The sequence below is a fragment of the Cytobacillus depressus genome (assembly GCF_008923245.1).
GTDB lineage: Bacteria > Bacillota > Bacilli > Bacillales > Cytobacillaceae > Cytobacillus > Cytobacillus depressus.
Genome location: NZ_WBOS01000007.1, coordinates 11,468 through 29,975 on the forward strand (window position 1 = coordinate 11,468; position 18,508 = coordinate 29,975).

Consider the following 18,508-nt stretch of genomic DNA (forward strand, 5'->3'; position numbering starts at 1 on the left):
CCTTCTTGACGTTTTTGGCTTTTTCTATTCGATTAACAGAGTACACCCATGGCTGAAATCCGCTAATCGAGCTCTGAAATGAATGTTTTACTAGTTTTTGGTTAAAATATGGCTGGAACGAAACATATTAATGTAGGATTTACCGTTTAGTTATGGCTAGGAGGTTTTGAAAATAATGGACGATACTGTTTGGAAATCAATCGGTAAACCCGAAAAAAGATTGGATATTGTGGAGAAAGCAGCGGGTACCGTTAAATATGTCGGTGATTTGGAAATGCCTAGCCTTTTACATGCAAAGCTCTCCACAAGTACACATGCTCATGCGAAGATTCAATCGATTGATACGACTGAAGCTTGGAAGGTTCCAGGTGTTCGAGCGATTGTCACAGGAGATATGTTCCCTTATCATATTGGTCCCATTTTAGCAGACCGCCCTCCTCTAGCTTTTGAAAAGGTTCGCTATTATGGGGAGCCGATTGCAATCGTTGTCGCTGACGAAGAGTATCGCGCAAAGCAAGCTGCTAATAAAATTATCTTTCATTATGAACCATTGCCGGTTGTCAATTCTGTTCAACAAGCTTTTCAAAAAGATTCGCCGCTTGTTCATGAGAATTCTGGACAATATATGAAAATTATAACTAATGTCTATCCTAAGCAAGGAACAAATATCGGCAGTCATATAAAAATTCGCAAAGGGGATTTCATGTCTGCTTGGGAAACATGTGCGGAGCAAATTACTAAAAGGTTTTCCTTTAACATATCAGATCATGTCGCATTGGAAACGAGAAGTGTTCGCGTTGAAATTAATCCCGCTGGTCAAGTAATCGTTCATACGTGCAATCAATCCCCATTTACAATTAAAAAAGTGCTTAACCAATTTTTTAACCTCGAATTAGGAAAAATTATCGTTCATGTGCCGATGCTTGGCGGCGCATTCGGCGGGAAAGGAACAGTGCAATTAGAACCTCTCGCCTATTTGGCCTCAAAAGCGGTCGGCGGAAAAATGGTGAAATTAAATTATGACCGTGAGGAAGATATGATTACAGCACCAGGACATATCGGCTTTGATGCAACGATTAGGCTTGGCGCAAATAAAGACGGTAAAATTATCGCTGGTCAATATACTTTCTTGATCGATTCAGGTGCATATACCGATCAGGCGGCAGGAATTACGAGAGCTGCCGCGTTAGATTGTACAGGGCCATATCAAATCTCAAATGTTTGGTGTGACTCTTATTGTATGTATACGAACCACCCATACGGAACATCCTTCAGAGGCTACGCCCACCCAGAGCTTACCTTTGCTGTCGAGCGGACAATGGATATGCTTGCGAAGAAATTACAGATGGATCCGATTGATTTACGATTAATGAATACAATCAAGCCTGGCGATACTTCTCCAACACAGACCGTGATTAATGCAAGCAATATTGGGGATGCAAACAAATGTATTCTGCGGGCAAAAGAGCTGATTCAATGGGATAAAGGGCAAGTTGTGCAAAATGGAAATAGAATCAGGACTAAAGGTGTCAGTTTATTTTGGAAAACATCAACAACAGCTACGAACGCCCAATCAGGAGTGATTTTGACATTTGAGGCTGATGGGAGCGTAAATTTAAATTGTGCAGCGATTGAGCTAGGACAAGGGACAAAAACAATCCTCGCCCAAATTTTAGCCGAAAAACTAAAAATGGATATCAATAAAATCCATGTGAAAATGGAAGTAAATACACAGTTTGATCCGCATCAATGGCGGACCGTTGCTAGTAGTACGACCTTTTTGGCAGGAAGAGCTGTCATGGTAGCGGCTGAAGATGCTATTAACCAGCTTAAAAAGACGGCATCCATCGTTCTGCAATGCCAATCTGAAGATTTAGAAGTTGGCGGCGGCCGTGTTTATTTAAAGCCTAGTCCCGAATACGGCGTAAAAATCCAAGATATCGCCATTGGCTATAAATATCCAAATGGCCATGCTATTGAAGGACAAGTCCTTGGTCATGGGAAGTATATACAGCGTCATTTGACACCAATGGATAAGGAAACTGGATTTGGCAAGGTTGGTCCTTGGTGGTCTCTCGGTGCACAAGCGGTGGAAGTGGAATGGGACCCACATGATTTTACTTATAAAATTTTAAAGGCCGTAACGGTTTTAGATGGCGGAACAATTATTAATCCAGCAACTGCGACTCAGCAAATGCGCGGGGGGATGTATTTAGGATTGAGCTTTGCTAGTCATGAAGCTTTTGTTTTTGATAATAATGGGATCGTTCTTAATCCACAATTAAGATCCTATCAGATCATGAGATTTGGCGAACAGCCGGAATATGTCGTTGATTTTATAGAATCGCCAACGATTGACGGTCCATATGGAGCTCGCGGCATTGGCGAATACGGTGTAATCGGCATGCCAGCTGCCCTTGCCAATGGCTTATCTGCTGCGGCCGAAATTGATTTAAACCAATTGCCCCTCATTCCTGAACTTATTTGGAAAGCGAAAAAGGAGAGCAACCAATGATTCCTTTCGACTTCGAATATTATCGGCCTTCTACTTTTGAAGAGGCTGTACGAACTTTTCATACACTTGACAACAGCGGAAAGAACGTCATTTTTTTATCGGGCGGGACGGAATTTATTACGATGGCTCGGATGAGTCATGTGAGTGCTGACGCTGTCATTGATTTGAAAGGGATAGCAGAATGTCAGAAGCTTGAGATTAGAGGAGAAAAAGTTGTGATTGGATCTGCTGTCACTTTAAACAAAATTGCCGATACGAATATTTATCCGTTATTAGGTCAGAAATTGAAAGGAATTGCCGATCATACGTCAAGAAATAAAATTACGCTTGGGGGAAATCTGCAAAGCAAGCTTATTTACCGGGAGGCTGTGCTGCCACTTTTATTAGCAGAAGCAACAATTAAAGTCGCTGGGAGCAATGGAATAGAATTCTTTCCAATTGCTGAGGTTTTTAATCAAACATTAAATTTGAAGCACGGACAATTCCTTATGCAAGTATTGGTTGATCGTGAATATACAGAATTGCCATATATTAGTCTAAAAAAAACAAAAATGTCAAAAGTAGGCTACCCGATTGTCTCACTTGCCGCATTCGCTAAAGATAAGAAAATTTGTGCAGCTTTTAGCGGCGTATGTGAATACCCTTTCCGTTCGGAACAAATAGAAGAAATTTTGAACGACTTCTCGATTCCTTTAAAGGACCGAATTATGGAAGCAATAAAGCTGTTGCCTAGTCCGATTGTCAATGATATTTGGGCTTCTGCTGAATATCGGGAATTCGTCTTCCAAAATACGATACAAGAAATGCTTTATGAATTGGAGGGAAAAATCTCATGATCTCTAATGGAACTTCCAAAACAGTCATTAAACTGCATGTTAATGGCGATACTCGCGAGGTTACTGTACGCTCAGCTGATACACTCCTTCACACATTGCGAACTGAACTTGGGTTAACTGGGGCAAAACGGGCATGTGAAAATGGTGATTGTGGTGCCTGTACCGTGTTAGTTGAAAATGAACCGATGCATTCCTGTCTTTGCTTAACGGTCGAGGCAACGGATCAGCCGATTATGACAATTGAAGGCCTAATCGATTCCCCGATGCAAAAATCATTTGTCGATCACTGGGCGATTCAATGTGGTTATTGCACACCAGGCTTCGTTCTCGTTGGTCATGCTTTAAAGGAAAAACACCCAAATGCTGACGATGAAATCATTGACGAATGGCTCCAATCGAATTTATGCAGGTGTACAGGCTATCAGGAGATAAAAGAAGCGATAAAATTTGTTTTACAAGAAACCCAATCGAAGCAAACCCCAAGTTAACATTGTAACTTGAGGTTTGCTTTTTAACCTTTTTTATAACTATTATTTTCATTATTTAATGAATCAATTAGCTGAAGAGTTTGAGAAGCTTGTTCGATTTGCTGCTGAACTTGTTCCAATTGCTGCTGTTGCGTCGTTGCTGACTGAGTTACGGCTATCCCCTGCATATGGGAAAGCAGCTGATTCGCTTGCTGCAGCTGCTGCTGCGCTTGCTGTAATGATTGTAAATCCATTGAGGAAACGTTTTGCTGTATCGTTTGTCCTGCTTGCTGCATCACTTGTAATGCATGCTTCTTTTGCATTTGGAATTGTTGATCGAGTTGAGACTGGTTTAACTTTGCTTCCTGTTGCATTTGCTTGATCTGCTGTTCTTGAAAGCTTTGGCCATGTTGTTGGTTTTTCTGATTCATATCATCCCTCTTTTTATTTATGTAGCCGACTGTCTTGTACTAATTTGAATAATCCGATCGTTTTTTGGATCAAACTCAATATAAATAAATAATCCGAATTCCTTTCCGCCCTCTCTTAGCCATAGTTTAAATTTTTCTATTGATGATTTTACCTTTTCTTCCCTGCCAATATGCAAATAATCAACTATATTTGCGTTTGGATATTTTTCCTTTGCTGTTTTTACGGCTAACTGTCCCCACTTCGCATAAGGTGGAGCATCTGGACGAGCATTTGAAATGTGAGTCATACTTAAGAATAGGATTGTAGAAGCGATGATTACTCTACTGAACAAAAGGATCATATCGGATTATTTCCTTTATTTTCAATTTCCTCGCGTATTCTTTCCTCCTCTTCTAATACCGAAATATAAGCAATCTGTTCTTCTAAATAATGGTGCAATAAATCTTTCCCATCTTTGCATTCCATTCCAATTTCTTTTTTCATTTTAATTCCTACCCGCTTTCAGCTTTTTCGTATAGCGTATGACATTCTGAATCACCTTATTCAATGGGCGAAAAATCCGTAAATATAATGGAATATTTTCTTTAAATTATTGCAAGCTAAGGATAAGGAGGTGTGGAAAATGGCGCAAGAAAAAGACATCCCCGATTTTTCGCAAATCGATGAAAACATGAATAGTGCTTTTACAACAGAAACAATCGTTACGAATTCCTTTCTTGACTTAAATATTTCTACTGAAGAACAGAACACGGTTGAAGTCGTTAATACAAACAATACAGAAGACTAAAAAAGCATTGCCCTTTGCTTGGCAATGCTTTCAGTTCGCCGTCTAGCTCCAGCGCCTACCCCCTCGAGGTCACAAGCCAATCCTCACAGAAAGGAAAGAACACCTTTCTGCAAGGCTCGCCTTGTGCTTGTCGGGGGTGAACAAGGCGCTTACGCATTTGTAATTAACCGCCGAAAAAGAGATCTAATACATTTCCAGCAGTAGATGATTTGCGATTATAAAATTCTGAGTAACCACAGTTTTTACAATAAACGACGAGAAACTTATTATGCTGAATATCAAACATTTTTGATAAACCGCTCCCTGTCATTGCAACCTCCTTTTGACCTGCATCTGTGCTCCCACATTTAATACAACCTTTCTTCAAATTGCTCAATTTTCTCTCCCCTTCCGTTTTCAGAAGTATTATACTAAGGGAAAATATGGATTTAAAAAAGTAAATAGATAATCGTGATTTATATCACAAAACTTCATTTGTGCTACCATTATAATTAGCAATAATAAAGGAAAATATGGATGAAGGTGATCAATATGAGTGCGAATTTAAAAACCCTTTTTACGGAAATTGGCGGACATGAAACAATTGATAAACTTGTAAATGCTTTCTACCCTCGTGTATATGCAGATCCTGATTTAAGCCCTTTGTTTGAAGGTGATATGAAAGAAATTATGAGAAAGCAGCAGATGTTTCTTTCGCAATTTACTGGAGGTCCAGCCCTTTTTAGCCAAGAATTTGGTCCGCCTGCCATGCAGCAGCGCCACCTTCCATTCGAAGTTACATCAAAAAGAGCAAACTGCTGGCTGCGCTGCATGAAGGAAGCATTCCAAGAAATTGGCCTTGATAAAGATCCTGCCGGGCAAGCTTTTTATACTCGTCTAACTCAAGTTGCGGGAATTATGGTAAACACACAGGATCAGGATTAACTGTACATTTTGAACAAAATTCTTTCATTATGTATGGCGGAATTTCTTTATTAAATTTTCAGAATGAGCTAGGATAATAATGATAATTAAAACGACTAGCGTCCACATAAGCTCCATTGATTGGTATAGATAGGAAACTGTTAATGGAATTAAGCAGAAAGCTCCGAGACCTGAAATAGTAAAGCTTTTCGTGAATGGATAAATGATGAAAAAACCACTAACGATAACTATAGCCAATAATGGTTCAAATGTGATGATTCCGCCAATAAACGTGGATACTCCCTTTCCACCTTTAAATCGGAAGAAAATGGGCTTAATGTGACCGATCACTGCAAGAATAAGACCAAAGAGAAGTTCAATTTCTGTAAATTCAAGCATACGACCGACTAAGATGACGAGACTGCCCTTCAACGCATCACCTAGAAAGGTTATGAGAAAAGCCTTTTTACCGTATAGGCGCCCGATATTTCTGGCACCGGGGTTGCCAGATCCTTGACTATTGATTGAGCGTTTACGAAATAACTTCATTAAAATATGGGCTGTCAGGAAATTGCCGATGAAGTATGCCCCTGCTAAAAAGAGAATAAGTTCCATAGTTATCTCCTTTTTTCGAATTAATAGTACATGAATATGTGGAATTCATATGAAATATATCCTAATTATGGACAAGTTTTATTCAATATTCAATAAAATAACACCCATTTTAGATGGGTGTTATTTTAAATCGGCGATTTATTATTTCAAGCTCAATTCTCCTTCTTTCTTCAATGAATGACGTTCGTATGAAGAGATTTTTTCTGGTGATGTGGCATATAGTGAGTCTCCTATATACATTAGCCTTTGAATATTATTCTCCCATTCCTCATATGGCGCTTTCGGGTCCTGATGAGTGATTTTAGCTTTAAGAGAAAAGCCAGATTGAAGATCAATATTGTAAACGTAGGCTCCCTGGAATTCATAAATTGATTCAAATTCGCTTTTCTTTGAATTTTGATAAACTGAAATTGGAAAAGCAAAGAGATGGTTCTTTTTATCAAATAACATTGCTTTATGGTCATAATTTAGTGGTGAGTAAGTTCCCCGGCCGCCAATAATTTCTGTGAATTTTTCTTGCGGATTTTTCATATCTGTCACATCAAATATGGACAGCTTCACGCCATCAGTCAAGATAATCGGCTGGTTCCCAGCCCCCTTTCCGCTTAACACCTTCGTATCATATCCAAAGCCGAGCAGATGGTTGTCATCGATAGGGTGAAGATAATTGCTGAAGCCTGGAATCTTCAATTCACCTAATACTTGTGGATTTTTTGGATCCTTCCCATCGATTACGAATAATGGATCTGTTTCTCTAAAGGTAACGATGTATATGCGGTCATTCATAAAACGGGCAGAATAAATTCGTTCTCCTTTTGCTAAATCCTCAAGCTTGCCAACTTGTGTTAAATTTTCATCCAAAATATATAGATTATTGGCTGAAGGTTTGCGATCATTCCACACTTGACCTTTCGTTGTGGCAATGCGGAAATGTCCGTTATATTCATCCATGGAGAACTGATTCAATACGTTACCAGGTACTTCAGCTGATTTCTTGAACTCAACTTCCATACCATTAACCGTAAATTTATAAACGGTTGTCTTTGACTGGTTATCCCCTAATAAGGATGATTCATAATTGGTGACAGCTAGGTAAAGATTGTTTTTAGACATATATATATTTTGTCCACTGCCGACATAAGTGGAAAATGACATTTTTTCTGTTGGCTTCTCTAAATCAATGACAGCAATATTTGTAAAATTTGTTTCGTTTGAATCGGGGAAGTATTTTATTTTACTATAGTCAACTGGCTCCATTTCGGTTTGTTTAGCTGAATCAGAGTATTTTGGCCGGATATCCATTTGTGTATTTTCCCTTAGCAGCCAAATTTGCGGATATTTATTCGTGATGACATAAACTTTTCCATCCATTAATCTAGAGGCAAGAAGTGATCCTTCTACTTCTAGCTCCCTTATTTTTTGCGGCCTTTGTTTATTTTTCACATCATAAATAACTGCTTTCATAGTTTCATCGATTGGTGCGATCATCATTTTGGCCATTTCTTTTGCATTTGTTTGCACCATATTTCCATAGCTATGACCGATAACCATTAATAAATCATCGTATAAAAATAACTGATAAGGCGAAAAAGAAGTCTCGAAGGAAATTACCGAATCGACCTTCATTTGATTCGCTGGTGCTGCTTGAATAATTTGTACCTTGCCATCTGATACTTGATAAATATGAGTTCCATCAGTCTTTAGAAGATCCCCTTCATCAATGCCTTCAACTTGGACATTTGTCTCGGAGTAATCAGCTCCTGCCGATTCTGCTTTCGCACTTTCCTGTGAAACCATATCCATCGCCACTGAAGTCTTTTCTTCCTTTGCTACAGCCTTAAATCGTTTTAATAAAAGACTGTTTAAGCTGCTTTTAGAATCAAAAGAAGGAAGCCCATCCTTCTTTTCAACTGCTTGAATGCCATGTACACTCTTTTCTTCTGCAATTTGGAATATTGAAATAATAACTCCGATTAAGGCAAAAACACTACCTACTAGCATCCATCTTATTTTCATTGTCCTTCCCCCTTTATTCTCTATTGACGGAGAAGTTCTTCCATTCGTTACAAAAGCTGCATCAAAATCCATCATTTTCTTGGGGAAATAAAAATATCCACTCGTTTTTGAGTGGATATCAATATCTATAATTCATTACCAATCTTGTGTATTTTCAAGTAAATCATCAATTTCAATTTGTCTGATCATATAACTAAACTTGTCTTCTGCAATTTCCTCTGTTGCCTCTAATAATTGATCGATATCAGTATTGATTAATACCATAATCAGACCTCCTAATCTGAGCAAAATCCTCATAGCTGCGTGTTTTATAAAAGTTTTCGAACCGACTGGCTGCATTATGAGGGTCATAAAGAAATTATTTTAAAAACTTTTACCCAAATTTCTAAACAACTAAACTATTTTTATTAACTATGTTGATTTCCTTTAAAATCATTTTTTTATTAAAAATTAGGCTTTGCCTAAATTCACCCAAAAAAAGATCTTCAATATACTGTAATGGGCATTGACGATTCATATTGAGATTTCTTTCATTAAATGAACATTAGTAGGTGTTAAATATGAGAAAGAAAATGAGTTCATATGAGTTTGCAAAGGTTTTGCAATCAGCCGTTATTAAAGGGCAAAATGAAAATCAATTGACAGTCAATGAATTACTTAGAGAAATAACGAGACAACTTGAACCATTAATGAAGAAATGATGACTATTTACATGTAAAATAAAAGAAATCGGTTTGCGCCGATTTCTTTTATTTTTGCTTCACTAAATAATATAAAAACCAAACAGCGTGGTTTTGTTCGTCGGCTGCCGCTCGTTTAAAGGCATTTTTTATAGATATATCAGCAATGTAATCGGCCATTCCTAAATAGAAATCAACTGTTTTTTGTTCGTCTAAAAAGGCGAATTCGAGTCCATTTTTATAATTGTTCGGACATTCCTCAATCACTTGTGGCTGAGGCTCATTGCCTGTTAAGTTTGAATAAATTTGTGAAAAATTTTGGAAATGCCTTATTTCATCTTGTCTTATTTCAAGAATTTGCTCACTCTCTTTTGGTGAAGGTGCCATACTAGCAATTTTTCGATAACAATATATTGCACTATATTATCCATTGATCGCTTTAGTCAAATCATTGATCAATTGAGTTGTCTGTCTTTGCTTTTCTCGATAGTGGTAATATGGATACAAGTGAATACCTCCTTATTTTCATTGATATATATTACGAAAATATGGGTTTATGGTGAATACCGTCATTAATATGTATGTATATGAAATTTGTCGCATTTCGAATATTCTGGAAATAGGGTAAAATCTATTTATATATGGTACTATATTCGAATGAACGTTCAATCGGAGGTAGTAAAAGTGTATAAAGTAAAACAAAATTTAATATTGTTCGCTGCTATCATTTTATTATTTTCTTTTCCTGTTAAATCGGAAGCACATCCTGGAGGAAAAGATGAATTAGGCGGCCATTTCCGGAAAGCTGATTGTGTTTATTTACTTCACGATCCGACTGAGCTTGCAAAAAAAGCGTCAAACATGACAGAACTGATTCAATTAATAAAAACAATTAATAGTAATTCAACCTGTACATCCGGATTAAATGAAGGGAAGGTTGATTTAGAGGGATATTCTTTCTCAAGTCAAAATACCAATGCCGGGCAAATTGAAGCTGGCAAGCAAACGACAACGGTTAACGCCACCCAATCTACTAGTAATGAGCTGAAGCTTGGTGAGAAATATTCTGCAGAGCTCGTAAAATGTGTCGATGGAGATACCGCGCATTTTAATATTAATGGACAAGTTTATAAAACGAGGTTTCTCTATATCGATACACCAGAGAGTACGAATAAGGTTGAACCATTCGGAAAAGAAGCGAGTGCGTTTGCATGTAACTTTTTAAAGTCCGACAAAATTACACTCGAAACGGACGGCCCTAGTCTTTTTGACAAATACGATCGCTTGCTTGCCTGGATTTGGGTTGGAGATCAATTGTTTCAAGAGGAAATTACAAAGGTTGGCTTCGTGAAAAAATTCTATGATTATGGGGATTATTTATATGAAGACCGGATTATTTCTGCCATGGCTGATGCTAAGAAATTATCAAAAGGAATGTATGCCCCTCAAGAAGAAGTTTCTGCAGACGAAAAAAATATTAAACAGCCTATTAATACAGAAGATTTAGAGAAGGAAGTAAATACGTTGCCTATCGAAGAAAAAGTGAGCGATAATAAAAAGGATGAAAGTTCAGGTCAAAATGAAGCACCTGAGTCTAAGAGCTCATCAGGTAATGCAATTATTGGGATTTTAGCAATCATTTCGCTTATTTACTTCTTTAGAAAAAAGAAAAAAAGATCATAATAAAAAGAAAAGTGGAAGCGCCTGTCCAGCCACGACAAGCATAAGCCAATTAGGCGAGAAGGTTGTTCTTTAACATTCTTGACTAATTGGCTTATGACCTCGAGGGGCTAGGTGCTGGAGCTAGACAATAAGAAAAGCTGCCCATAAGTCAGTGTTCCTGACTGAATGGACAGCTTTTTTACTGAAATACGCTTTCATATCTGTAAGCAAATTAATTAAGAAGCTTTATGATGAGTGATTAATAATGTGTCATCTTTTCGAATGATTAATCGAGGTGCTTTAAAAAGCACTAGAATGACAACGATCGAACATAATGCCCATGAGCCGAGCATGCTTGCTCCGTTGGCGGCGAATGAAAATAAAACTGGTGACATCCCTTTTGGTGCATATTCTCCGAAGAAAATCATTCCTGCAATAAAATGCCAGAAATAACGGGCAAGGCTACCAGCAAAGACAGCAGCAATCATCCAGCCAAACGCTTTTTTCTTATCCCCATATCTAAGCTCTTTTTGAATAAAATTATAGAAAAGACCGGCAAAACCAATAAATGCAAATGCTAGAAAATATTCTATAAACCCTTGTACGGGTGTAACGATCCAGGCATCCCCGATCGCAATTTGTAGTATCCCCCAAAGAAATCCAGAAAGCAGGCTGACTTTAAATCCCCAGCGAAAAGCGAGGATAAAGATTGGGACCATTGCGAATGAGATGGACACAGACGGAATTGGCTTAATAGACGGCAACAAATCTAAAACAATCGCAAATGCCGCGAAAAAAGCTGCCTCAATTAATGCAAGTAAACCTAATTTTTTCATAAAAAACTCCCCCTTTTAATCGTTCGTTACCTCAAGGGGGAGAATAGAAAACAGCATAAAAAAAACCATTCTATTCATGCCACATTCCTGCGCTAGTATTATCTAACAGGTTCGAAGGGTCAGAACAGCTTCCTGTTCACTCTCAGCGAAAAGCTCCCCTTGTGGTTACGTATGTATATGTATAATGCACCATAAGTATAACTCAATACCCAATATTTGTGAAGTCTTAGAATAATGATATTGTTCTTACTTGTTATTTGTAAATCAATTCCCATTTATTGCATCATTTTACATGAATATTGACCTATCCCCCCCTTCGATTCTTCTTTATAATAATGAAGTACAGTAAGGAGGTAAAAAGGTGAGATTACAATTTAACAAGTCTTCAACCATAGTTCCGATTATTGTTGGGTTTTTGCTGATAATGGCAGCTATTATTTGGTCTTTTCAATCCGGAAATAAAGCAGTGACAATCCCCTTTTCTTCTGTTGAAAAATTAATCATTTCCCAAAAGGGCGAAATGGTTTCGATAAATGAAGATAAAAACGGCAATTTGACGATTGGGACAGGCGAAGGTGAATATAAATCCCAGGTGCCGCCAAACAGTCAAATGATTGATAAATTAGTAGAAAACTATCATGTTCAATATACATTTTCATCAGCTAGTCCTTATACCCCTTGGATTTTAGGAGGCCTAGTCATTGTCCTTGCTGGATTAGGCATCTATTTATATAAATCTGGTAAAGGCGGGCTTGGCGCAGCAAATACGATGAAACAAAGTGTTTCAAAAGCAAGGCCGCTCCCTTCGATTTCACTTGCTGATGTTGGTGGGATTCAAGGTGAAATGAAAGAGGAAATTATGCAGACGCTTTCGACGTTGAAAGATCCCGAACGTTCCTTGAAATTAGGAGTGAAACCGCCAAAAGGAATTTTATTATATGGCCCTCCTGGAACAGGTAAAACTTTGCTTGCTCAAGCCATTGCGAAAGAGCTTGGTGCGACATTCTTTTCAACTAGCGGATCTGCCTTTAATGAAATGTTTGTCGGTGTTGGTGCATCCCGTGTAAGAACATTGTTTCAAAATGCGCGAAAACAAAAGCCTGCCGTCATTTTCATTGATGAAGTCGATGCCCTTGCAGGAAAAAGAAAGCAACACGGTGGCGAGGAAAGCGAAAAAACATTAACAGAGCTTCTTGTGCAATTAGATGGCGGTCATTCCAATGATGACATTCTTTTCATTGCAGCAACGAACCGTAAAGATATGTTAGACGATGCCTTCTTACGTCCAGGGCGAATTGATTTTACTTTCAATGTACCACTTCCAGATACGAAGGGCAGAAAGGAAATCATTGAAATTCATACGAAAAATCGAATTTTAGCTGATAATGTTTGGAACTCACTTGATGAGCTTGCTGAAAGTACATCTGGTTTTTCAGGTGCTGACCTTCATTCACTTTTCGAAACGGCGAGTCGCAGAGCAGTCCGCAATGAAAAAGAGATGATTTCGAAGGAAGATTTAGATTTTGCTCTTGATCGCACGATTTTAGGAAGCACAACGAGAACATTGCAAAATCAAGATACGAAAAAACGTGTAGCAATTCACGAATCTGGTCACGCCCTAGTTGCGGCCATTACGAAGCCTGGCTCTGTTCGAAAAGCGACAATCATCCCCCGCGGACAAGCACTTGGGTATGTCGCACCAATTCCGAAAGAAATGCAACTGTCGACAACGAGCGATATGCTTGATCAAGTCTCAATGATTCTTGCAGGTGGAGTAGCTGAACGTATTTTCCTCGGTGAGCATAGCATTGGTGTTAGCGGAGATGTTCAGCAAGCGAAGCAGGTTATTGAGCAAATGGTTGATACAGGCTTGCTTGAAGACGGTTTTACTTTAACCTTTAATAAGGTTGACAAAGAAGCAAAAATGCAGGAGTTATTCCAAAAAGCACTGGAAAAATCAGAAATGCTCATTAATAACAATCGTCCTCAATTTTCATTATTAGTTCAAGAACTTCTCAAAAAGGAAACGCTAGAAGGTGCAGAGGTACAAGACATCGTAGAGGTGAAGATAGAAACCGTTTTAGTATAATTAAGATGCTTTATTGCTTGATCGACTCTCTTTTGGAGAGTCGTTTTTTTATGGTTTGTCGAAAAATGCCGTTTAATGAAGGATTATTTTTCATAGTAATTAAAGGAATCATTATGCCATTCGTATAAATAAAAGGAGACATAAAAAATAAGGGCATAAAGGACTGGTTCTTTTGAAAGGTTTTATTTCAGAATTATTTTTCCATTTTTTCATCATGATGATCATTCCGCTTGTGAATATCATTTTACATAGACAAAGCAGATGTCAGAGGAAGAATTGGATTTTTCTTATCGTTATTTGTATTTCCTTATTATTATCAATGTTATTTCCCGTTCGCATTGCTGACGGATTAGAATTTGATTTTAAATATATTCCCGTATTTATTGCATTCTTTTATATCAAACCAAGGTATGGACTCATTGTTATTGGATTCCTTATAAGCGTCACATTCATTGTAGAAATCGATAAAGTTTTACTAACGATTATCAATTATTTTATTATATCTATTTTGTTTTTTAGTGTTTACAAGCGTTATCATAAGAGTAAGCTACCCTTTAAGCTATTTACAGGAATCATCTTCTACCTTTTAATTTTTGGTACACGTTCAATTTATTTAATTCAAATTGGCTATATAGAAGATATTCCTCATCTATTATCATTTTCAGCCATTTCTATTGTTACTCTTTCTGCCATAATTTATTTAATTGAAATGAATAAGCTCCATGTAATTATGATGGAACAATTAAAAAATGCCGATAAATTAAATGCCATTAGCCAGTTAGCTGCATCTATCGCTCACGAAATTAGAAATCCAATGACAACCATTCGCGGCTTTTTGCAATTGATGAAGGATGAAAAAAATTTAACTTCTAATCAAGGAATGTTTATTTCCCTATCATTAGAGGAACTAGATCGGACTCATCATATTATTAATGATTTTTTATCTCTTGCCCGTCCTTCAAGTCCATTAACAGAATCAATTCCCTTGTCCAAAATTATTTTCGACACAGCAGATTTCATGAGACCATATGCTGTTATGTCGAATGTAAACATTATTTTGAATGTGGAAGATAATTTGTTGATTGCAGGAAATATTAATGAATGCAAGCAATTGTTCATTAATGTCATTAAAAATGGGATTGAGGCTATGCCTAATGGAGGGAACTTAGAAATTATTGCTTTCCAGCAAAGTCACCTTGCAATTGTAGAAATAAATGATGATGGGATTGGCCTTTCTCCTCTTCAACTAAAACAATTAGGACAACCTTATTATTCGACTAAAACAAAAGGAACTGGCCTTGGATTAATGATTACATTTGATATTATCAAACGGATGAAGGGTGACTATGAAATTAGCAGTACAGAAAATGAAGGTACGTCATTTAAAATCACTTTTCCGATGTAAAAGAGCGTTGTAATTACGACAGTTTTCGTTTTAAACGTCAATATGCGCTAATTTTTGACGGCAATCACAGGATATGTCTGATTTTGCGCTTTCCCAAGAAATATTGATTTTTTCCATATATTTTGTATTCATTTTTAATTTACTTCATATACTAAATGTAAGGCCGTCCACCTCTTCTAACTTCGCTTCGTTGCGGGACTAACCAGATCGGAATGTGGACGGTCTCCTTGGTTGAATCTCATTTTATAACACTTTTCCAGTTTTTCGTTGTTCTAAGATAGTAGAGTCTTTATCGACAGTTAATTTTGATTCATATTCAACAAGCTTGATGTCACAACCAGTTCCTATGACAACTGTTCTCCCCCTTACAATATCTGCCTTCGTATTTTCAAGAGAAATTTCATCTCCTTCAATCATACGGGCTTCCAGTGTCCCCTCTCCTTTGAAGAATGGAAAAATAGCTGATTTTTTCTTTACCGTAATTTTATTTCCTCCCATTTCATCAGCTTTACTTGTATCAAATCTCAAACTGATTTGAATGGAATCAGCGTTTAACAAGCCCCCAATGTGAAAGTTTCCTGTTGAATTAAATTTCTCAAATTCAGTATCCCCTTTAACGGAAAGACTCCCTTTAATATTTGCTTCCTCGCCTTGAAAGCTCTCCCCAACATCAAGTGTGCCAAAAACACTTGCTTTTTCGATAATTGCACTCCCTCCTACATTGGCAGTGCCAAAAATTTTCATTTCCTCACATGTGAGATTTCCGTGGATGACGGTTTCACCAAAAATAGTGAATTTCCTCGCTTCTCCGCTCTTCAAAGCGGAACTCGTACCATATGTTTTGAAGGTGTCGCAATGAAAGTCAGCTGTGATGGTGCCTTCCCCGTGAATTTTAATTTTATGATAAGCACCGCCACCATAGCTGCCAGAACCGTTTATAACTAAATTTTGCTTTTCTCCCATTTTGAATCCTCCCATACTCTAAATTTGTACATGTTTTGTTACGATTGCATTATTTTCTACATAAAACTTATCTTTATATTCTACTAACCCAATTTCACAATTTTTGCCAATGGTTACATTTTTCCCTCGGACAATTTTTGCCTTCGTATTTTCAAGCGTAATTTCATCCCCTTCAATTACATCAGCCTGCAAAGTAAAGCTCAACACCTTTTTTAAAAGGGACATTACGACATTTTTTTGTTCTTTCACAGTAATTGTCTGTCCGCCAATTTCCTTTGCTTTGCAATCGCCAAACGTTTGAATGTGAATATGCTCAGCACTTAATAATCCTCCGATAGAAAATTTACCTTCTGCTGCAAAATTTTCCGCTTCGCAATCACCGCCGACACTTATCTTTCCTTGTAGTTTCACTTCATCGGCATTTACATTTCCGCCAATTGATAAAGTTCCCGAAACTCTTAATGATTGAGGGGTCACATTGCCACTCACGGATCCGCTGCCTTCAATCGTCATCTTTTCAGAAACGGCATCTCCAGCAATTTTTCCATGGCCTTTTATTTCAAGGGAGTGACTTTCTACCCTTCCATTTACAGTGCCTGCTCCATTTATTTCAAATTGGCGGCACTGTAAATCACCATTAACTGTTCCTTTCCCATTAATCAATACTTTTTCAAAATGGCCCCCATTCGAGCTGCCGAAGCCATTTATTAATAAATCTCCTTTTTTTTCAAAATCCATTACGCGTCCTCCATTCAAATAATTTTTGCTTTTAACTCTTCAATACATGTTTGAACAGGCAACTGAAAAACAACTTTTGTTCCGCGGTCAAAATAAAGCCCTTCTGGATTGCAGATCAGCATACATGAAGAAACTCCGAGCTTTCTTGTAAAGATGATCTTGCACAATTTTTGATTTGTTTTTTCGCTAAAATCAGCTAAAGTTTGTAAAACAAGTTTCCCTTCATCTAAATTAATTTCTCCAGCTTGCAGCAGCTTTTCAAGGATATAAATGTGTAATAATCGTTCGAACGAAAAATGATTCACATGTTCATTCTGCTGAACATATATGTCTAGCACCTCCATCGAAACAATGTTACGATCTAATATATCTTCCTTGGAAAATTGCGAATTTCCGAGCGATGGAGAAAACATATCCGCTAATTCATCTAATGATAAATTGTCTTTCATATCTTTGATTTTCTCAATTCGATCTAATATTTTATCTTTCGGAAAAAACGTTTCCTGACCGGTAAATGTGGACTTCCGAATAAACCAATCGTCCGGAATTAACCGTTTTCTTTTCCAGCGGTAGAGCTGCCCATACGAAATATCCGTTATTTCTAATAAATCTTTTTTCGAAATTAACTCCTTATTCATATCGAATTCTCCTTTCTTGCAATAATGTAACATAACAATGTTACGCTGTAAATAAAATTTTCCACAAAAAAACCGCATAACGAATATGCGGCTTAAACATTTTATAGCTTTTTATCAATTAATTTTAATTCTGGAATAAACTCATGTAATGGTACGATATTGGCTTTATTTTTATAAACAGGGATATATTCATTCAAGACGTTGACCATCATTGGCCCTGAGACACCTACATGTCCAATCGCGATTAGCCGGTCTGCTTTTTCAAGTTTGCCCGCTAATAAATTGGCTTGTTTCGAAATATGTTGAGTCGTGTAAACATCATCGAAAAATAAATTATTCTCTAAAAATGGCACATCCATTTCTGCTGCTAATTTTCCAACAACGCTTTTCCCTGTCGTTTTACTATCGAGATAGAACAGGCCATATTCTTTGCAAACTTCAAGGACAATTCTTATAACCCGTTCATCCTCAGTTGCTTTTGAGCCCATATGATGGTTCATGCCAATCGCATGTGGCACATCTTTAATCGCCGCTACAACCTGTTCTCTAATTTCTTTATCGCTTAAGTTTGTCGTAATAGCGCCAGGGCCAAGCCAGCTTTTCTTTCCCCTTTTCGGTTCCATCGGCAAATGAACAATGACGTCATGACCGTTTTTATTCGCTAGCTCAGCATCTTGCTTTGTCGTCGGCATAAAAGGCATGATGGCTGCTGTTAAAGTAATCGGAAGAGATAAGATTTCCTCAGTCCCTTTCATATTATTTCCAAGGTCGTCAATGACAATGGCCAATTCCTTTTTCATTACAGGAGATTCGGCTATTACTGGCTGATTAAAAGTAAAAAGGAAAAGAAACATACTGATTGCCCACTTCATAAATGCTCACCTCTTTTTTCTAATAGATTCTCCATTTTTGCAAAAAAAATAAGA

22 protein-coding genes and 1 riboswitch are annotated in these 18,508 nt (G+C 37.5%); of the genes, 9 read left to right on the plus strand and 13 right to left on the minus strand.

What is annotated here, in order from left to right:
- The first annotated feature begins 175 nt into the window (after positions 1–175).
- From F7731_RS15355 to F7731_RS15365, 3 genes are read left to right on the plus strand one after another with little or no spacing between them, the layout of a single operon-like run.
- Positions 176–2,515 carry a xanthine dehydrogenase family protein molybdopterin-binding subunit gene (locus F7731_RS15355; RefSeq protein ID WP_151535667.1) on the plus strand — a complete coding sequence of 780 codons (2,340 nt, stop codon included), beginning with the start codon at positions 176–178 and terminating at the stop codon, positions 2,513–2,515.
- Complete coding sequence (locus tag F7731_RS15360; protein ID WP_151535668.1) at positions 2,512–3,351, plus strand: FAD binding domain-containing protein; 840 nt, start codon at positions 2,512–2,514, stop codon at positions 3,349–3,351. The genes F7731_RS15355 and F7731_RS15360 overlap by 4 nt, the downstream gene beginning before the upstream one ends.
- A complete protein-coding gene (locus F7731_RS15365) occupies positions 3,348–3,839 on the plus strand; it encodes a (2Fe-2S)-binding protein (RefSeq protein WP_151535669.1) in 492 nt (163 codons plus the stop codon). Before F7731_RS15360 ends, F7731_RS15365 begins: the two co-directional genes overlap by 4 nt.
- A 23-nt stretch (positions 3,840–3,862) precedes the next feature.
- On the opposite strand, the gene F7731_RS15370 is transcribed toward F7731_RS15365, so the two are convergent.
- Genes F7731_RS15370 through F7731_RS26520 form a run of 3 tightly spaced genes read right to left on the minus strand, consistent with a single transcriptional unit; the run spans position 3,863 to position 4,733 of the window.
- Positions 3,863–4,249: a hypothetical protein gene (locus F7731_RS15370; protein WP_151535670.1), complete on the minus strand. Its 387-nt coding sequence runs from the start codon at positions 4,247–4,249 to the stop codon at positions 3,863–3,865.
- Positions 4,250–4,266: 17 nt separating this feature from the next.
- Positions 4,267–4,590 carry a YqzG/YhdC family protein gene (locus F7731_RS15375; RefSeq protein WP_151535671.1) on the minus strand — a complete coding sequence of 108 codons (324 nt, stop codon included), beginning with the start codon at positions 4,588–4,590 and terminating at the stop codon, positions 4,267–4,269.
- Positions 4,587–4,733, minus strand: coding sequence for a hypothetical protein (locus F7731_RS26520; protein WP_170289718.1), 147 nt, complete (start codon positions 4,731–4,733; stop codon positions 4,587–4,589). Before F7731_RS26520 ends, F7731_RS15375 begins: the two co-directional genes overlap by 4 nt.
- Before the next feature lie 139 nt (positions 4,734–4,872).
- Here F7731_RS26520 and F7731_RS26525 point away from each other — a divergent pair, with 139 nt between their 5' ends.
- Positions 4,873–5,037, plus strand: a complete 165-nt coding sequence (locus tag F7731_RS26525; RefSeq protein ID WP_170289719.1) for a hypothetical protein — start codon at positions 4,873–4,875, stop codon at positions 5,035–5,037.
- A gap of 163 nt (positions 5,038–5,200) precedes the next feature.
- Here the strand turns inward: F7731_RS26525 and F7731_RS15380 are convergent, their stop codons facing one another.
- A complete protein-coding gene (locus F7731_RS15380) occupies positions 5,201–5,404 on the minus strand; it encodes a zinc ribbon domain-containing protein (RefSeq protein WP_425482018.1) in 204 nt (67 codons plus the stop codon).
- Between the two features lie 164 nt (positions 5,405–5,568).
- Between F7731_RS15380 and F7731_RS15385 the strand changes: the two genes are divergently transcribed.
- Positions 5,569–5,961, plus strand: a complete 393-nt coding sequence (locus F7731_RS15385; protein ID WP_151535673.1) for a globin domain-containing protein — start codon at positions 5,569–5,571, stop codon at positions 5,959–5,961.
- A 27-nt stretch (positions 5,962–5,988) separates the two neighbouring features.
- Here F7731_RS15385 and F7731_RS15390 read toward each other — a convergent pair whose 3' ends face one another.
- The 3 genes from F7731_RS15390 to F7731_RS27095 all read right to left on the minus strand — a co-directional run bounded on the left by F7731_RS15390 (position 5,989) and on the right by F7731_RS27095 (position 8,835).
- Complete coding sequence (locus F7731_RS15390) at positions 5,989–6,555, minus strand: glycerol-3-phosphate acyltransferase (RefSeq protein WP_151535674.1); 567 nt, start codon at positions 6,553–6,555, stop codon at positions 5,989–5,991.
- A gap of 141 nt (positions 6,556–6,696) precedes the next feature.
- Positions 6,697–8,571 carry a beta-propeller domain-containing protein gene (locus F7731_RS15395; RefSeq protein WP_170289720.1) on the minus strand — a complete coding sequence of 625 codons (1,875 nt, stop codon included), beginning with the start codon at positions 8,569–8,571 and terminating at the stop codon, positions 6,697–6,699.
- Between the two features lie 135 nt (positions 8,572–8,706).
- Complete coding sequence (locus F7731_RS27095; RefSeq protein WP_281352552.1) at positions 8,707–8,835, minus strand: hypothetical protein; 129 nt, start codon at positions 8,833–8,835, stop codon at positions 8,707–8,709.
- A gap of 296 nt (positions 8,836–9,131) precedes the next feature.
- On the opposite strand from F7731_RS27095, the gene F7731_RS26530 reads away from it, so the two are divergent.
- Complete coding sequence (locus F7731_RS26530; RefSeq protein WP_170289717.1) at positions 9,132–9,272, plus strand: YwzD family small protein; 141 nt, start codon at positions 9,132–9,134, stop codon at positions 9,270–9,272.
- A 48-nt stretch (positions 9,273–9,320) separates the two neighbouring features.
- Here the strand turns inward: F7731_RS26530 and F7731_RS15400 are convergent, their stop codons facing one another.
- Positions 9,321–9,665, minus strand: coding sequence for a ferritin-like domain-containing protein (locus F7731_RS15400; RefSeq protein WP_246197237.1), 345 nt, complete (start codon positions 9,663–9,665; stop codon positions 9,321–9,323).
- 270 nt (positions 9,666–9,935) lie between these two features.
- Here F7731_RS15400 and F7731_RS15405 point away from each other — a divergent pair, with 270 nt between their 5' ends.
- The gene (locus F7731_RS15405; RefSeq protein ID WP_246197231.1) at positions 9,936–10,934 is read left to right on the plus strand and encodes a thermonuclease family protein; all 999 of its coding nucleotides are present in this window, start codon (positions 9,936–9,938) and stop codon (positions 10,932–10,934) included.
- Positions 10,935–11,149: 215 nt separating this feature from the next.
- Here F7731_RS15405 and thiT read toward each other — a convergent pair whose 3' ends face one another.
- Entirely contained in the window at positions 11,150–11,749 is a 600-nt protein-coding gene (gene thiT / locus F7731_RS15410; RefSeq protein ID WP_151535677.1) for an energy-coupled thiamine transporter ThiT, read from the minus strand.
- A 67-nt stretch (positions 11,750–11,816) separates the two neighbouring features.
- A riboswitch (TPP riboswitch) is annotated at positions 11,817–11,919 on the minus strand.
- A 191-nt stretch (positions 11,920–12,110) separates the two neighbouring features.
- On the opposite strand from thiT, the gene F7731_RS15415 reads away from it, so the two are divergent.
- Together F7731_RS15415 and F7731_RS15420 are read left to right on the plus strand one after the other, a co-directional pair.
- The gene (locus tag F7731_RS15415; RefSeq protein WP_246197232.1) at positions 12,111–13,838 is read left to right on the plus strand and encodes an AAA family ATPase; all 1,728 of its coding nucleotides are present in this window, start codon (positions 12,111–12,113) and stop codon (positions 13,836–13,838) included.
- 172 nt (positions 13,839–14,010) lie between these two features.
- On the plus strand, positions 14,011–15,243 hold the full coding sequence (locus F7731_RS15420) for an ATP-binding protein (RefSeq protein WP_151535678.1): 1,233 nt from the start codon (positions 14,011–14,013) through the stop codon (positions 15,241–15,243).
- A gap of 243 nt (positions 15,244–15,486) precedes the next feature.
- Here F7731_RS15420 and F7731_RS15425 read toward each other — a convergent pair whose 3' ends face one another.
- The 4 genes from F7731_RS15425 to F7731_RS15440 form a co-directional block, all read right to left on the minus strand.
- Positions 15,487–16,206, minus strand: a complete 720-nt coding sequence (locus F7731_RS15425) for a cytoplasmic protein (protein ID WP_151535679.1) — start codon at positions 16,204–16,206, stop codon at positions 15,487–15,489.
- A gap of 18 nt (positions 16,207–16,224) precedes the next feature.
- Entirely contained in the window at positions 16,225–16,944 is a 720-nt protein-coding gene (locus F7731_RS15430) for a polymer-forming cytoskeletal protein (RefSeq protein WP_151535680.1), read from the minus strand.
- 14 nt (positions 16,945–16,958) lie between these two features.
- Positions 16,959–17,582: a YhbD family protein gene (locus F7731_RS15435; protein ID WP_151535681.1), complete on the minus strand. Its 624-nt coding sequence runs from the start codon at positions 17,580–17,582 to the stop codon at positions 16,959–16,961.
- A 101-nt stretch (positions 17,583–17,683) separates the two neighbouring features.
- Positions 17,684–18,454, minus strand: coding sequence for a divergent polysaccharide deacetylase family protein (locus F7731_RS15440; RefSeq protein WP_151535682.1), 771 nt, complete (start codon positions 18,452–18,454; stop codon positions 17,684–17,686).
- Positions 18,455–18,508 lie beyond the last annotated feature (54 nt).

Coding starts and splice junctions, on each gene's coding strand:
- F7731_RS15365 (WP_151535669.1), top strand. CDS start 3,348: ATGATCTCTAATGGAACTTCCAAAACAGTCATTAAACTGCATGTTAAT.
- F7731_RS15425 (WP_151535679.1), bottom strand. CDS start 16,206: ATGGGAGAAAAGCAAAATTTAGTTATAAACGGTTCTGGCAGCTATGGT.
- F7731_RS26530 (WP_170289717.1), top strand. CDS start 9,132: ATGAGAAAGAAAATGAGTTCATATGAGTTTGCAAAGGTTTTGCAATCA.
- F7731_RS26525 (WP_170289719.1), top strand. CDS start 4,873: ATGGCGCAAGAAAAAGACATCCCCGATTTTTCGCAAATCGATGAAAAC.
- thiT (WP_151535677.1), bottom strand. CDS start 11,749: ATGAAAAAATTAGGTTTACTTGCATTAATTGAGGCAGCTTTTTTCGCG.
- F7731_RS15385 (WP_151535673.1), top strand. CDS start 5,569: ATGAGTGCGAATTTAAAAACCCTTTTTACGGAAATTGGCGGACATGAA.
- F7731_RS15440 (WP_151535682.1), bottom strand. CDS start 18,454: ATGAAGTGGGCAATCAGTATGTTTCTTTTCCTTTTTACTTTTAATCAG.
- F7731_RS15355 (WP_151535667.1), top strand. CDS start 176: ATGGACGATACTGTTTGGAAATCAATCGGTAAACCCGAAAAAAGATTG.
- F7731_RS15430 (WP_151535680.1), bottom strand. CDS start 16,944: ATGGATTTTGAAAAAAAAGGAGATTTATTAATAAATGGCTTCGGCAGC.
- F7731_RS15435 (WP_151535681.1), bottom strand. CDS start 17,582: ATGAATAAGGAGTTAATTTCGAAAAAAGATTTATTAGAAATAACGGAT.
- F7731_RS15375 (WP_151535671.1), bottom strand. CDS start 4,590: ATGATCCTTTTGTTCAGTAGAGTAATCATCGCTTCTACAATCCTATTC.
- F7731_RS15395 (WP_170289720.1), bottom strand. CDS start 8,571: ATGAAAATAAGATGGATGCTAGTAGGTAGTGTTTTTGCCTTAATCGGA.
- F7731_RS26520 (WP_170289718.1), bottom strand. CDS start 4,733: ATGAAAAAAGAAATTGGAATGGAATGCAAAGATGGGAAAGATTTATTG.
- F7731_RS15390 (WP_151535674.1), bottom strand. CDS start 6,555: ATGGAACTTATTCTCTTTTTAGCAGGGGCATACTTCATCGGCAATTTC.
- F7731_RS15370 (WP_151535670.1), bottom strand. CDS start 4,249: ATGAATCAGAAAAACCAACAACATGGCCAAAGCTTTCAAGAACAGCAG.
- F7731_RS27095 (WP_281352552.1), bottom strand. CDS start 8,835: ATGGTATTAATCAATACTGATATCGATCAATTATTAGAGGCAACAGAG.
- F7731_RS15360 (WP_151535668.1), top strand. CDS start 2,512: ATGATTCCTTTCGACTTCGAATATTATCGGCCTTCTACTTTTGAAGAG.